The sequence below is a fragment of the Pontibacter pudoricolor genome, from assembly GCF_010092985.1.
Lineage (GTDB): Bacteria > Bacteroidota > Bacteroidia > Cytophagales > Hymenobacteraceae > Pontibacter > Pontibacter pudoricolor.
On sequence record NZ_CP048106.1, the window covers coordinates 3,078,358 to 3,093,272 of the forward strand.

The following is a 14,915-nucleotide window of genomic DNA, read 5'->3' on the forward strand; positions in this document are numbered from 1 at the left end:
CTGCCGCTTCCTGTTTTTGTACTGCAGCAGGATTTCACCAGTTTATCAATTCAACAATCAACAATAAAACCGTACCTTTGCACCACATTGATTTACACGCTTTTTATATTTATTTAATATAGATATGATAACCAGAAGACCACGACGTAACCGTCAGAGCGAAGTTATCCGAAACATGGTAGAAGAGACTACCCTGGGTTTGAACGACTTCATTTTCCCGCTTTTTATTATTGAAGGCCAGAATAAGAAAATAGAGATCAGCTCTATGCCTAGCATTAACCGCTTCTCCATCGATACCCTTTTAGAAGAAGTGAACAGCTGCGTAGAGCTGGGCGTAAAAGCTTTTGCCCCGTTTGCCAGCATACCAGAACAGCTGAAAGATAAAATGGCCTCTGAAAGCCACAACCCGGACGGCCTTTTCCCGAGAGCGATACGCGAGATAAAGAAGAATTTCCCGGATGTAGTGCTGATGACCGACGTAGCCCTGGACCCTTATAGTTCGGATGGACATGACGGTATAGTTGAGAACGGAGAAATACTGAACGATGAAACACTGGAAGTATTAGGCAAAATGGCCTTAGTACAGGCACAGGCCGGTGCCGATATAGTTGGCCCTTCGGATATGATGGATGGCCGTGTTGGCTATATCCGTAACGTGTTGGATGAGAACGGTTACCACAAGGTAGGCATTATGAGCTATACAGCCAAGTATGCCAGTTCGTTCTACGGCCCGTTCCGCGATGCCCTGGACTCAGCCCCTAAAAAAGGCGACAAAAAAACTTACCAGATGAACTTTGCCAACAGCCGCGAAGCCCTGATCGAAGCCGAACTGGACACACAGGAAGGCGCAGACTTCCTGATGGTGAAACCAGCTTTAGCTTACCTGGACATTATTAAACTGCTCCGTGAGAACTCGCATCTGCCCATTGCAGCTTATAATATCAGCGGTGAATATGCCATGGTAAAAGCTGCTGCCCAGAATGGTTGGATAGATGGTGAAAAAGCAATGGTAGAAGTACTGACAAGTATAAAACGCGCCGGAGCCGACATTATTCTTACCTATTTTGCCAAAGAATACGCCCAGTTCATCCGCAGATAAAACTAACCAACTATAATTTAAAAAAGCACCGGCTCCTACCGGTGCTTTTTTTGTTTATGGCACTATTTAACTCAATGTTTCTGAAACCATTTTAAAAACATATGATGTATGGAACGACTTTGGCTTTTTCAAGCTTTTATAGTAACTTCAAGGCAATTATGACTATAATTTTTACCATTTCATGAGAAGATTAGGCTATTGGATCGCAGCTATCATCTTAACTACGACCACTTCGGCAATTGCTCAACGTGCAGAAGTGCCCACTAATAAGCAAGAACTTACAAAATTTGCATCAGCGGCTGCAAAAGATTATAAAGCCAATAGAGCTAAAGCGCTAGAATTAGCTAAGCAGAACAGCTGGATAATAGAGAAGACTTATTCTGATGGCCGTCATATTTCTTTGCAGGGACTTGATTCAAAAGGAATGCCTATCTATTATATTACCTATAACAACACACGTGCGGCTGCTACAGTTGGTACTGATCAACTCTGGGCAGGGGGCTCTCTCGGCCTTGCGCTTAGTGGTGCAAATAGTATTGTATCTGAAAGGCTAGGTGTATGGGATGGTGGACGTGTGCGCGAAACACACCAGGAACTTTCAGGGCGTGTGCAGCAAAGGGATAATGCCACTCAAGTTTCAGATCATGCTACTCACGTTGCCGGTACAATGATAGCTTCGGGCGTGAGCCCCCTTGCTAAAGGTATGGCATTCGGTACGAAAAAGCTGCAGGCTTATGATTTTAATAATGATGTGTCAGAAATGGCCACTGCAGCAAAAGATTTACAATTACTTGTTTCCAATCACTCTTATGGTAGCCTTAGTGGCTGGCGGTATAACCCTGACAGAAAAGGCACAACAACAGATCCTTATTGGGAATGGTGGGGTGACTCAGAGATTAACAGCTCCGAAGACTATAAATTTGGTTACTATGATAAGGCGGCATCTGAGTGGGATAAAATTGCTTTTAATGCGCCTTATTATCTGATCGTTAAATCTTCAGGAAATAACCGTGGCGAAACAGGCCCAAGCCAGGGACAACCATATTATCGCAGAAACAAGAATGGTAATTTCGACTTGGTAGCTAGCAGAAACAATATAAGCAGCAACGATGGCTTTGATATTATCTCGACTTATGGCAACGCAAAAAATATACTTACAGTTGGGGCGGTAAAACCCATTTCTTATGGTTACTCTAAACCGGAAGATGTAGCTATATCCTCTTTCAGCAGTTACGGCCCTACTGATGATGGACGTATTAAACCTGATATTGTTGGTAATGGTGTAGATCTTCTTTCTGCTTCAGGTAGCGGTAACAGATCATACGAGATCATGAGCGGCACCTCTATGTCCTCCCCGAATATTGCCGGTTCAATACTGCTACTTCAAGAGCATTATGCTAATGTAAAGTCCGGAAACCTGATGCGTGCAGCTACACTCAAAGGATTAATTATACATACAGCGGATGAAGCTGGTCCTAAGCCTGGCCCGGACTACATTTATGGCTGGGGACTCCTTAACAATGTAAAGGCTGCTAATACGATAACAAATACTAATAACACTAATATAATTGAGGAGCGAAACCTGGAACAGGGGCAAGTCCAGACGCTTCAAGTTATTGCTTCAGGTTCTGGGCCTGTTGTAGCTACTATCTCTTGGACAGACCCAGAAGCTACACCTATTCAGGTAGGCTCAGCTGTATTCAATAACAGAACACCACGCCTTGTAAACGACCTAGATATACGTATCACAAATTCAGGCAATGAGTATATGCCTTGGAAGTTGGATCCTAGCGCTCCATCTAAGGAAGCAACCACTGGAGACAACATTTTAGATAACGTTGAAAAGATCCTGATTCAGGATGCCATTCCTGGCGAAACTTATACTATAAAAGTAAGTCATAAAGGCACATTGGTAAACAAAGCCCAGCAGTTCTCGCTAATAGTAAGCGGTGTTGGTGGAAGAACTTACTGCACCAGCACACCTTCAGTAGATTCTGGTTCTAGAATTGACAACATTGTTTTTGGGCAGTTTACCCTTACCATGCCCGCCGGCTGTAGCGGTTATAACGACTTTAGAAACAAACTTTTAACTATAGAAGCAGGTCAGACTAAAAACATGACTCTTTCACTAGGGACATGCAGCGACAATGCTTCAAAAGCTTTAAAAGTATTTGTAGACTGGAATCAGGATGGCGATTTCAATGATGTAAAGGAAGAAGTTGCAACGTCTGATTTAATTGCAAACGCGGAAAATATTTCGTTAGCTATAACTGCACCAGCTGTGCTGCCTAAAGGTGGAAGGACTTTATTAAGGGTAGTACTACAAGAAGTTGCACAAACGTCTGAAATAACAAGCTGCGGAACTTACGGTAAGGGCGAAACACAGGATTATCTAATTCAGTTTATGCAGCCACAAACAGATGTTGCTCTTACAGCTGTTGCTCCAGTTGGCCCTAATCTATGTGTTGCCTCTACCCAGACTGTAAAGGTTAAGCTACGCAACCTTGGCGCAGGCACACAAAACAACCTGCCAGTCACAGTTATAGTTAAGAAAAACGGCATCAACTTCACGCAGCTTACTGGAATCTTTAAGGGTACTATATCAACAGGGAGAGAGGTAGAGTTTAGTTTGGATGGTAGTTTTAAAACCGAAGCGGGCGCTACGTATGAATTAATAGCTACATCATCGTTAGACGGCGATGTAGTAACCGGCAACAACAATGCATCTACCTCATTTACTGTTAATAACTTATCACCTGCTCCCATTGCCGCTATTAGCCGTTGCGGGGCAGATCAGGATTATTCATTAACAGCAGAAGGTAATGGTGTAGTTTATTGGTATACTTCTGCTGATGCCACTACACCTGTTGCTGTAGGAAAGAGCATCAACCTGGAAGCAAAAAAACTAACAACCAACACCTTATACGCTGGCGTAAATGATTTAAGCGCGTCTGTAGGGCCTGCTACAAAGGCTGTACTCTCTACTGGCGACTATGGTCAGTTTACGCCTGAAGTACTGATCTCAACCAAAGCCCCAGTTGTTCTAGAAAGTGCCCGGTTATATATAGGTCATGGCGGGAAAATCACTTTTACCTTATTTAACTCTACTGGCCAACCTGTAACTTTTAAAACGATTGATGTAGTACCTACTAGATCTTCAGCAGCAACAGGCAACCAACCTAATGATGCAACAGACCAAGGTGCTATCTACAATTTAGGGCTCGAGATCCCGAGCGCAGGTAACTATAGAATAGCTATTTCTTATGAGGAAGACGCAACTATTTTCCGCAATAAAGGGACTTTAGTAAGTTATCCGTTACAGATTGCTGACGTCTTTGAAATCACTGGTAATACCGCTTCTCCTAACCCGGAAACTTACTATTATTATTTCTATGATCTTAAAGTAAGTGCATTAGGTTGTAAAAGTGAACGTGTTGCTGTAGAAGTAAAAGGTAAAAATGCCATTGAACAGGCAATTTTAACGCGCGAAGGTGAGACACTAAAGTCTAACGCATTAGAAGGAAATCAATGGTATTTGAATGGTAAAGCTATAGCAGGCGCAACAGGACAGACCTTTACCCCAACAGAGAACGGCAAGTATAGCTTGGTAGCAACAGTTGACGGTTGTGTTTCAAAAAGATCTGAAGAATACTCCTTTGTATACAGGCCGGGTGCAGCTGAACTTGGCGATAAAGTTATAGTATCGCCTAACCCAAGTACTGGTAAATTTTATATTGCTGCCGAGCTCATACCGTCCGATATTATTCGCTATGAAGTATATAATATACTTGGCAATATGATGAGCACGGGAAAAGTAGATAACTATAATGGAATTTTTGAGGACACTATTGACTTATCTAACAGTTCGAGCGGAGTATATTTTATCAGGATATATAAAAACGAGGCTATGCATGTACAGAAGCTTGTGCTGCAGCGGTAAACCTTTCTGACTAAAACAAAAAAGGCTCTGACTAATCAGAGCCTTTTTTGTTTTAATGATGTTCAATGTAAAACCCTCATGAGGGCAAACTATAGTTTTAAAGGGATGTCAGCTATAAATCTATGGTTATAGAGCTAATCCGGTCTTGCAACTATAGTTTAACAGTTGGTTTATAGTTTACGATTTACCTTTTCCGAACCTGTTCTTCAGGGTCAGGTAATCGATGTAATAGAGTACTTTAACTGAAAGGCTGTTGTTCTGTGGCGATGATATGGTGTTTGTAAAGTTGTCAAAATAACGTGGCACTACATTGCTCTGGTTTTCGTCTATGGCGTTTTTCCAGACTATACTTATCTCACTGCCCGGCGCAAACCACCACGAGTAGATCATATCAATATTAAAGGCATTGAAGTTTCGGTTATGGTTAGCATCTACAAACCTGCCATTGTAGCCATTTGGATAACTATCGGGGCTTAAGCTGCCGTCAGTTGCCAAACGGTAAAATTTAGAATACTCCGCCTTTGACCAGTAATGACGCGCCCTTAACGACACTGTCATTTTGTTATTGAAACTATAGCTGCCGGTAAGGGTATTGGTAGTGGCATTTACATCGCGCAAACCCAATATCACGACACGTTCTCTATTCGGGTCGCTTTGATTCTCCGGGTGCATAAATGTTTTGGCAAATCCCATATCATCAAATCGCAGGCTACGGTCATATCTATACACAAACATCAGTTTATCGTTTACACGATACCTTGGAGAAATGGAGTAATTTATGTTATTCCTGTCGTTTTCGTTAAACCAACGGTAATTGCCGCTTACATCCAGCGCAATCTTTTTTCGGTAGTCAGAAGAGATATAACCTCCTACATTGTTATTGGTCGGGAAAGTGTAATACCAACCGTCTACACGCGGCTCAAAAAAATCGTAGGTTAGTACAGGTTCCACATTAAAGAACATTCCGAGGCTGGTAAAGCCCTTTAAAGTGGTATTCAGGTTACCGTATATCACAAAATTCTGGAAAGCATCTGGCTTATACCTGCGCGCATAAATTGCCCCAATGTTAGTATACATGTTCAGGAACTTCCAGAAAGGCTGGTAAATGTTATAGTTGAACTGCAGGTTCTCTTCTACAGAGTTGTCCACAAACTGGATTCCCAGATCATTGGGATCATAAGTATCTGATATAACTGTATGCGAAGCATAAACCTGGAAATTGCCGCTCATCTTGCTCAACCCTATGCGGTAGGTATGGCCAAGGGCAGTACTGTCTGATAAATATTTCTGGCTCAGTGCTGCTTTACCATCTATGGCATACGTGTTTTTCTTATCTGCAAACTTAAAGAGCAGCCCGGTCAGGTTGGCATCGTATGTGCTTCCCTGGCGCATTACGTTGTTGTTGATCAGGGTTACATAAGAGTTATTCTTGAGCGACTGATCCAGAACAAAGACGTTATAGTTGGTAAGTGGCTGAGTCTCTTTTTTAAACCGTCTGCCCTCGCTGTCTTCCAAAGTACCATACTGCCGGCCAACCACGGCATTAAATACCCCTATACCTAACCCTGACTCTGTACGCCCGGATATTTTTGTACCGTTAAGCATCTTCGTTTCAAGCGGGTTATCGATGATCTTATTGCCAAGGTCTTCTTCTGCATCACGGTCAAGAAAGTTAATTGGAATTCCCCCTATCCTTCGGGAATAAAGGAAATTACCTTTATTAAACAGTTCTGTACCTTCCATAAAGAATGGACGGTTTTCGTTAAACTGTACTTCGAACGGGCTCAGGTTCAGCACCTGGTTATCAGACTGTACCTGGCTAAAATCCGGAATAAGGGTCATATCCAGGGTAAAAGCATCGTTTATCCCGTACTTCACATCCATACCGCCCCCAAAATTATAGTCGCTGCGGTAGCTTACATCATCAGTGCTGCCTTCCTTTATCTGTGGTATTGTTTCGGCGTAGGCCGAGATGTAAGGCGTAAAAGATAAACGCAGCGGAGCTTCTATATTCTTAAGGCCTGTCAGTTTACCCCATTGGTTTCCAAAGCCATCTATAGCCGGGTCCACGTGGTTCCAGAAATAGCCCTGCCGCGTAGACTGGCGGTTACGCATAAAGTTTAGCCCCCACAGTTGCTCTGGCTTGCTACTGAAACGAATAGCCGAATAAGGAATTTTAAACTCCGCTACCCAACTGTTGCCCTGCAGGCTGACATTGCTTTCCCACACAGCGTTCCAGCTCCAGTCTTCCCCATTAGATGAATAGCGCGCATCCAGCTGCACACCTGCCGGCGTTGTAAAAAAGCCAAAACCGTTTATCTGGTCGTTATAAGTATCCAGGAAAACGCCGAAGAAGTCTGTATTGCCAAGGTCATCGCGTTTGCCAAGCTGCTTAAAGATACTATCCTGCGATACATCGTGCATAATGGCACCCACATAAATCGCGGCATCATCATACATTATCCGTACTTCGGTTTTATGTTTTTCTTTTGGCCCGGGGGTTGGCCTGTTCTGGATAAAGTCAGTTGCGATCTGGGCCTGTTGCCATTCGGGCTCGTCCAGTACGCCATCAATTTTAGGAGAGGTGGTGATACGAAGCGCTGCCAGTTCTTTCTTTACAACTGCAGGCTGAGATTTTTTGGATGACTGCCCCATCGCGTAAAAACCTGGCAAACACAGGAGAATGCAGCAAAAGGTCTTTAATAAAGCTGCCTGTAAATGTTCTTTCATAGTAATGGTTCGCGCGTTCAATTTAAAACAAGATACAAATGTATGGTATTGCCAGATGCCCTATGTAACCTTAATGAGATAAAGATGCAACAAACACACAAATAGTTGCTTGAGCCAGGCCTGAACTATAAAATAAAAAGCCACACATTGCTGCGTGGCTTTTAGAATGGAGTAGTTTCGGGTCTGCTTTATTCCCTTCTATTATTCTGTTAAGAAACTTGGTGAAGGGGAGGTTTAGCCTTTACTTATTGACTCAAAAGATCCTTTTCAGGATGACAAAATGGTTATCAAGCAGCTAAATGGCTACTATAAACTATAGATCTTCTTCGCGCACCAGCATCAGTACAGCCGACTGCGGAACTATAAAATACTTCTCGCCTATGTAGTTTATCTCAATGGCGTCGCGTTGCAGGTAAATGGCCAGGTCGCCTTCCTTAGCCTGTAACGGTATGTAGCGCACATCTTCTTTGTCTTCGTCCCAGTCTTCTTCATCAAAACTATAGTCGGCAGGTATCGGGTAGCCGGGACCTACGCGCATTATGTAGCCTTCCTGCACTTTTTCTTTTTCCTGCACGCCCGGTGGCAAGTACAAACCGCTCTTCGTCTGCTCTTTAGATGATTTTGGTTTGATCAGCACACGGTCGCCAACTATAATGATCTTCTCCAGTTTATTCTTCTCGGATATTCTCATGGATAGTGTATGCATTAAATTGGATCTGCGGTTACTTTAAAGCGCATGGCTGCGTTAACATTTACATCTTTAACTACTGTGTTGCGCAGCACGGCAGCTGTACGTAAAGTGTAGGTGTCTTTTTTAATATACTCATCCAGTTTGGCATTGGTCAGGTTCATGTTCAGCGTTTTCACATCCAGTGGCACCTCTTCCAGGTAAGCAATGCGTACTTTGTCCAATCCCTCGGCTTCAATAAAGATCTCGATACTTTTCAGGAAATCGAAATCAGCGCTTTTGGCGGTATCAGCTATAGTCAGGGTCAGTTTATTCAGGGTGACATCTTTTACCAGCTCTGCACGGGTCTTATTGTTCTTAAATGTCTCTTCGGAGTTGGTAGGTACTGTAATGGGGGCAAAAGCTACCAGACCTACCGGGAAGTTAGACTCTACAACTATAGTTTCCTCTTCGTTTATATAAAAGGTCAACAGGTCGTCTATCGTATCGCAGGATGTGGTTGCAACAAAAACAAAAAGCAGCATAACTGCGGCAAATAACTTTTTCATGGGAAAGGGTAAACGTAAAAAACAGGCCGGAGCAACTATAGTTTAATGGCTGCTCCGGCTATAAGTAATAGTATTATTAATCCATCATATCAGCCGGGCGCGGGCCATTGGTGTCGTGGTGTTCGCTCCAGCTCATCGGGTAATTTTTGTCCATCAGGTCCACAGCGTACTCGGTCAGGTGCAGCGGCTTAAAGGTATCGATCATCACAGCGTATTCGTGTGTTTCCTTTTTACCGATGCTCGCCTCAACCGTACCCGGGTGCGGGCCATGTGGTATACCGCCCGGATGCACTGTAAAAGATGCCCTGTCCACGCCTTTGCGACTCATAAAGTCACCTTCCACATAGTATAGCACCTCGTCGGAGTCTACGTTGGAGTGGTTGTATGGTGCCGGTATAGCCAGCGGGTGATAATCGAACAGCCTTGGCACGAACGAACAGATCACAAAGTTATGCGCCTCGAAGGTCTGGTGTACGGGAGGTGGCTGGTGGATGCGGCCGGTTATCGGTTCAAAATCATAGATAGAGAAAGCATACGGGAAGAAGTAACCATCCCAGCCTATAGCATCAAACGGGCTGAACTCATAGTAATACTGGTGCAGATAACCTTCTTTTTTGATCTGCACACGGTATTCGCCTTTTTCGGTTTCGGTAATGAGTTCTACAGGCGGGCGCATGTCGCGCTCACAGAACGGCGAGTGCTCCAGCAACTGCCCGAAGTGATTACGGTAACGGCGCGGTGTTTCTACAGGGCTGTGGCTTTCTATGATCAGCAGTCTTGTCTTGCCTTCATCAAACCTGAATTTATGGATAACCGTGCGCGGAATTACCAGGTAATCGCCGGGTTTGAACGGGATGCGGCCCATCTGTGTAAGCAGGTCACCACTGCCATCGTGCACAAAAACGACCTCGTCGCTGGCTGCATTTTTATAGTAGTAGTTCATTTCGCGCTCGCTCGGGTTGCAGATACTGATATCCACATCGTTGTTAAGCAGCACGGTTTTGCGGGCATCCAGGTAATCAGTGCCGGTAGTCTCTATCTGTAGCGTGCGCAGGTGGTGCGGCGCCAGTTTTATACCTTCGGCTACTTTCGGTTTAAAAGGTACAGGCTCGTCTATGCGGCTTATTTTGGTGGGCGGATTTATATGGTACAGCAACGACGAAACGCCACTGAAGCCCAGCGTACCCACCAGCTGCTCGGCATACAAACTGCCATCCGGCTGCCGGAACTGTGTATGTCTTTTTTGAGGGATCTCTCCCAGTTTATAATAAAATGGCATGTGTTATCGCTAGTTTATAGTTAAAACTGAAGCTTTACAAATGTACAAATATCTGAGACAGTGCAATTACACTCCGCCTTTTGCCAGCTTTTGTGCCTTACCAAATTGCTTCAGCGCCGCCTGAAAATCTTCGTCTGCTTCGTGCAGTACCGGGAAGAAGCCAGCGTTACCATACACACTGCGTGCAATAAAGGCTTTCAGGTTATTTCGGATCAGGCCTTTAGAACGTTTAAACTGCTCGGCATTATATTCTACTTCGCTCTTACCTGCCAACTTCACCATGTCCTGCAGCATTTTGTCTGTCACTTCAAACGATTTCTTGAACTGCGCAAAGCTCATTTTCTCCAGTTGCTTCTGGTTATTTTTGTAGTAGGCCAGGGCATATTCGCGCATCACGTTTTTGTTGTATAGCTGGCTCAGGTACTCCGAGAACGCAGTCGTATCGCGCGGCACAAACACATCCGGCATAATACCGCCACCGCCATACACTATACGACCTTTCGAGGTTTTATACTTCAGCGAATCTACAAACAAACTGCTGTCCGGGTGAAAGTACTCGCCGCTTTCCAATCGGTGCAGCATGTCTTTGGCATACTCTTCAGTACCATTTTTATAAGATTTCTGGATAGAGCGCCCGCTTGGCGTATAGTACCTGGATATAGTTAAGCGCAGCTCAGAGCCATCGTTCAACGGAATCGGCATTTGCACCAGTCCTTTCCCAAACGAACGGCGGCCAACTATAAGCCCGCGGTCGTTGTCCTGTATGGCGCCGGCCACAATCTCTGAGGCCGATGCGCTGCCTTCATCAAGCAGGATAATCAAAGGGCCGTTTTCGAAATCGCCTTTTGTGCGGGCGAAGCTTTTAGAGTCGTAGCGGGTGCCTTTGCCATCGGTGTAAACCAGTAGCTTATTACCAGCCAGAAACTCATCGGCCATACGGGTAGCATGGTCCATGTAGCCGCCGGGGTTGCCGCGCAGGTCAAGTATCAGCTGGTTCATGCCTTTCTTTTTAAGGCTGGTGAGCGCTTCCTTAAACTCCTCGAACGTATTGGCTGAGAAACGACTCACTTTTATGTAACCGGTCTTATCACCGACCATGTAGCTCACATCAACCGACACAGTTGGTATCTTATCGCGCTGAATGGTAAATGGCAGCAGTTTGGGGTTGCTACCACGCATTATACTGATATTAACTTTAGAACCTTTTTTGCCGCGCAGGCGCTTAAACACACCTTCGTTGGTAATTCCTTTTCCGGCTACCGTCTCGCCATCTACTTTTATGATCTTGTCGCCGGCCAGCAACCCAGCCGCTTCCGACGGCCCTCCGCTTAAAGGCGTTATCACGTAAATGGTATCTTTAAAAATATTGAACTCCACTCCTATGCCTTCAAAATCGCCTTCGAGGTACGAGCGGGCCATGGCCATATCTTTAGCCGGAATATAAGACGTGTGTGGGTCCAGTTTTTCCAGCATTTCGGTTATTGCATAATCTGTCAGTTCCTCAACGTTCACTGTGTCCACGTAGTCGCGGTCTATGTAGCTTAGTATGTCACGGAACTTGAGGTAACTCCTGGCAGTATCCTGTGGGTTGGTAGTGGATGGTGAAAAAGTGTTTGCCCCAATAAGTACGCCTGCTGCCAGAGCCAGCGCAATAAAAAGCGGCAGTTTTATCTGAATAGGCGAATTATGGATTTTTTTCCTGTCTTCGCTGTGCTCCATTTTACTCATAGTTCTTTGTGTGTCTGTGTAGTAGCAGCTCAAAAATTAAGCCGCAATACCAATTACTCTTAAATATACGGAAGGGCTTCTTATCTATACAAATACAAATTTAACAGGGTTGCGTTTTGCCACACTACTACAGCCAGTGTTATAGTTTAAGAGTTAAAGCGTTTGTGAGTTTAGGAGTTAATTAAGGTAGAAAGTTTAGAAGTTAGAAGATTAGAAAGTTGATGTGTTGTAGAGACGCAATACTTTGCGTCTTAAACTATAGTTGAGCCAACCAGTAACAATTCCACCTTCAACAAAACAGCAATTCAACAATTAAACCTCCAAACAATCAACAAATAACAATCAGCATAAATACTTACCTTTGTGGTGCAAAAGCAAACTATGGGCAGGATACTGGCAATTGATTACGGAACAAAACGCGTTGGCATAGCCGTTACGGATGTGCTGCAAATAGCTGCCAATCCGCTGGATACGGTGCACTCCAAAGATGCGCTGGCTTACCTGAAGGCCTACGTGCTGCGCGAACCCGTGGAGGCCATCGTTCTGGGCATGCCGCGCCGCCTTTCCGGCGAAGATTCGGATGCAACGCAGCATGTTGTCGGGTTTATGCGTATTCTGCAAAAGGAGTTTCCGGGTATACCGGTACACACCGTAGACGAGCGCTTTACATCTAAAATGGCACAGGCTGCCATGCTGGCCGGCGGGCTTAAAAAGAAAGACCGCCAGGACAAAGGCACCGTAGACCGTGTGAGCGCCGCCATCATTTTACAATCGTATTTAGAGAGCAAAAACATATTATGATTTACCCTATTGTAGCCTACGGCGACCCTGTACTTAAAACAGAAGCAGATGACCTGCCAAAGGACTTCCCGAACCTGAAAGAACTGGTGGACGACATGTATACCACCATGTACCACGCACATGGCGTAGGCCTGGCAGCACCGCAGATCGGCAAAGCCATCCGCCTGTTTGTGATAGATTCGGAGCCGATGATGGACGACGAAGACGAAGGAAAAGGTGTAAAGAAAGCCTTCATTAACGCTGAAATTTTAGAAGAATCTGGTGACGAGTGGGGTTTTGAGGAAGGCTGCCTGAGTATACCTGGCGTGCGCGAAACCGTTTACCGCCCGGAGCGCATCGTTATCCGTTATTTTGATGAGGAATGGAATGAGCACACCGACACCTATGATGGCATGACTGCCCGCGTTATACAGCACGAGTACGACCACATCGAAGGCATCCTGTTCACGGACCACCTGAACGGCCTGAAAAAGCGCCTGATCAAAAATAAGCTGACCAAAATATCTAAAGGCGAAGTAGACGCCGACTATAAAATGAAGTTCCCGGCTGCCGATAAGCGCCGCTAAACTATAGTTTATAGTATGAAAACGGCCTGCTATAGTTGTATAGCAGGCCGTTTTTGGTTTTGGGGTGGTTTAACGGTCTTGTGCAGCCGAAGCCCGAAGCGGAGCGAGGGTTAAAGCTGCACCTTGTTGGTAGAAGTAATTTTACGCCATAAGCCTAAACCAGTCTTTAACTGTTAATTCTAACCGCACTACTTCATCGTCAGCTAATGGACAGCAGTGAGCAATAGGCCCCCTTAATAAATTTAGACTTGTCATAATTCTTGAAAAAGCTCTTTGGCTTCTAAATATAAGTTCAAAAGCTTCCCAATTTGATGATACTATCTGAGTTAGCTCTCCGAATGTGGTATAGTCAATTTTTTCCTCAGATCTTTGAGTGTGGCCTGAGTCTGCCTCTCTTTTAATGTTGTTCTCAACATTAGCCTTTATATCGGGTTTAACTTTTTCCTCCCACCAATTCTCCCCATATTTTTCAGATAATAGCTGGATAACCAAACTTCTTATTGATCTCTCTAAGCAATAGAAAACTTCGTAATGTTTGGCCATAATTTTTGCTTCATTTTTGAATGCTTGTTCAAATTGAGCATAATAGTCAGCCTCAGTCTCTTTTGTTGGTCCTTTATGATTCCGTCCTAGGTCAATGTTATGTAAAGCTTCTAGTTTATCAAGGGAGTTTTCTGTTAAAGAATTAGCAAGGGTAAATAGTCTAATTTTTGATTCTGTACTCATTCTATTCACTTAGAAGGTTTTCACGAAGTGATTTGAAAATAGCATTGTATATCGAAGGATCATCTGTTTTAGGTAAAACTAAATTGATTGTATAGTTTAAGCCTAGATTTACTTTTTTATTTGAATTGGAAGCAGGTGATATGGCTAAATTTTGGATAGATTCTTTCGGTAATTCAACTTCCTCTTCAGATAAGTTCGAATCAAAATCAGCAAATTCTTTAGCATTAAAGAAAGTAGCCACAATCATTTCTACTTTTCTTGAGTCATGTGCCCCACCTGTAGCTTCCATTACTAATCCTTTGAATGCTTTTTTGTCTAACTCATGACAATACTCATTCCTTAGGTAGAGCTCAGCATATCCCTCCCTGATAGCCTCTGCCATACTGGCGGCTGAGGTTGATGGGTTTCTAAACTTTTTATAGAGCAAAGTTGGTGAGCCGTCTTCATTTAAGAGCTTAACTTTTTTTGCCCATGAGATAAAAGTTCTTGAATTACCTCCTTTAAATCCAAGCTTAGTAGATAGAAAATCAGCATTAAAGTTTTCAGGTGTGCCAGCTTCCTTAATCTTATTTAAAATTTTAGTTAAGGCACCAGCTGAGGCCATGTAGGGTATCGCTGCAGACATATTAGATTTTTAGTTATTTATAACAATCCTCTAATATATTAATTCCTTCATAAAGTTAAAGACATACTTCTATTGTTACTACCAACTATAGTATATCAGGAGTACCTACTCCTGTTATCTGACAAATAAGGCGGCTAACAGGCGTAGCTGCTTATCAAACATAGTAATTTTCTATTAACTATAGT

At 43.9% G+C, this 14,915-nt stretch carries 11 protein-coding genes; 4 read left to right on the plus strand and 7 right to left on the minus strand.

The features are described from left to right. The first annotated feature begins 124 nt into the window (after nucleotides 1–124). Entirely contained in the window at nucleotides 125–1,099 is a 975-nt protein-coding gene (gene hemB / locus GSQ66_RS13390) for a porphobilinogen synthase (RefSeq protein WP_162427928.1), read from the plus strand. Nucleotides 1,100–1,280: 181 nt separating this feature from the next. Further along, complete coding sequence (locus GSQ66_RS13395; protein ID WP_162427929.1) at nucleotides 1,281–5,039, plus strand: S8 family serine peptidase; 3,759 nt, start codon at nucleotides 1,281–1,283, stop codon at nucleotides 5,037–5,039. A 177-nt stretch (nucleotides 5,040–5,216) separates the two neighbouring features. On the opposite strand, the gene GSQ66_RS13400 is transcribed toward GSQ66_RS13395, so the two are convergent. From GSQ66_RS13400 to GSQ66_RS13420, 5 genes are all read right to left on the minus strand, one after another. Then, nucleotides 5,217–7,769 carry a DUF5916 domain-containing protein gene (locus tag GSQ66_RS13400; protein WP_162427930.1) on the minus strand — a complete coding sequence of 851 codons (2,553 nt, stop codon included), beginning with the start codon at nucleotides 7,767–7,769 and terminating at the stop codon, nucleotides 5,217–5,219. A 313-nt stretch (nucleotides 7,770–8,082) separates the two neighbouring features. After that, a complete protein-coding gene (locus tag GSQ66_RS13405) occupies nucleotides 8,083–8,460 on the minus strand; it encodes a co-chaperone GroES (RefSeq protein ID WP_162427931.1) in 378 nt (125 codons plus the stop codon). Between the two features lie 14 nt (nucleotides 8,461–8,474). Continuing rightward, a complete protein-coding gene (locus GSQ66_RS13410; protein ID WP_162427932.1) occupies nucleotides 8,475–9,005 on the minus strand; it encodes a hypothetical protein in 531 nt (176 codons plus the stop codon). A 76-nt stretch (nucleotides 9,006–9,081) separates the two neighbouring features. Continuing rightward, nucleotides 9,082–10,284, minus strand: coding sequence for a homogentisate 1,2-dioxygenase (locus GSQ66_RS13415; RefSeq protein WP_162427933.1), 1,203 nt, complete (start codon nucleotides 10,282–10,284; stop codon nucleotides 9,082–9,084). Nucleotides 10,285–10,350: 66 nt separating this feature from the next. Then, the gene (locus tag GSQ66_RS13420) at nucleotides 10,351–12,012 is read right to left on the minus strand and encodes a S41 family peptidase (RefSeq protein ID WP_162427934.1); all 1,662 of its coding nucleotides are present in this window, start codon (nucleotides 12,010–12,012) and stop codon (nucleotides 10,351–10,353) included. Nucleotides 12,013–12,393: 381 nt separating this feature from the next. Here GSQ66_RS13420 and ruvX point away from each other — a divergent pair, with 381 nt between their 5' ends. Both ruvX and def read left to right on the plus strand, forming a co-directional pair. Then, nucleotides 12,394–12,813: a Holliday junction resolvase RuvX gene (ruvX, locus tag GSQ66_RS13425; protein WP_162427935.1), complete on the plus strand. Its 420-nt coding sequence runs from the start codon at nucleotides 12,394–12,396 to the stop codon at nucleotides 12,811–12,813. Beyond that, nucleotides 12,810–13,379 (plus strand): peptide deformylase, encoded by a 570-nt coding sequence (gene def / locus GSQ66_RS13430; RefSeq protein ID WP_162427936.1) that lies wholly within the window; start codon nucleotides 12,810–12,812, stop codon nucleotides 13,377–13,379. Before ruvX ends, def begins: the two co-directional genes overlap by 4 nt. Nucleotides 13,380–13,520: 141 nt before the next feature. Here the strand turns inward: def and GSQ66_RS13435 are convergent, their stop codons facing one another. Both GSQ66_RS13435 and GSQ66_RS13440 read right to left on the minus strand, forming a co-directional pair. Then, nucleotides 13,521–14,105 carry a Swt1 family HEPN domain-containing protein gene (locus tag GSQ66_RS13435; protein WP_162427937.1) on the minus strand — a complete coding sequence of 195 codons (585 nt, stop codon included), beginning with the start codon at nucleotides 14,103–14,105 and terminating at the stop codon, nucleotides 13,521–13,523. Nucleotide 14,106: 1 nt separating this feature from the next. Continuing rightward, nucleotides 14,107–14,709, minus strand: coding sequence for a DUF5343 domain-containing protein (locus tag GSQ66_RS13440; RefSeq protein ID WP_162427938.1), 603 nt, complete (start codon nucleotides 14,707–14,709; stop codon nucleotides 14,107–14,109). Nucleotides 14,710–14,915 lie beyond the last annotated feature (206 nt).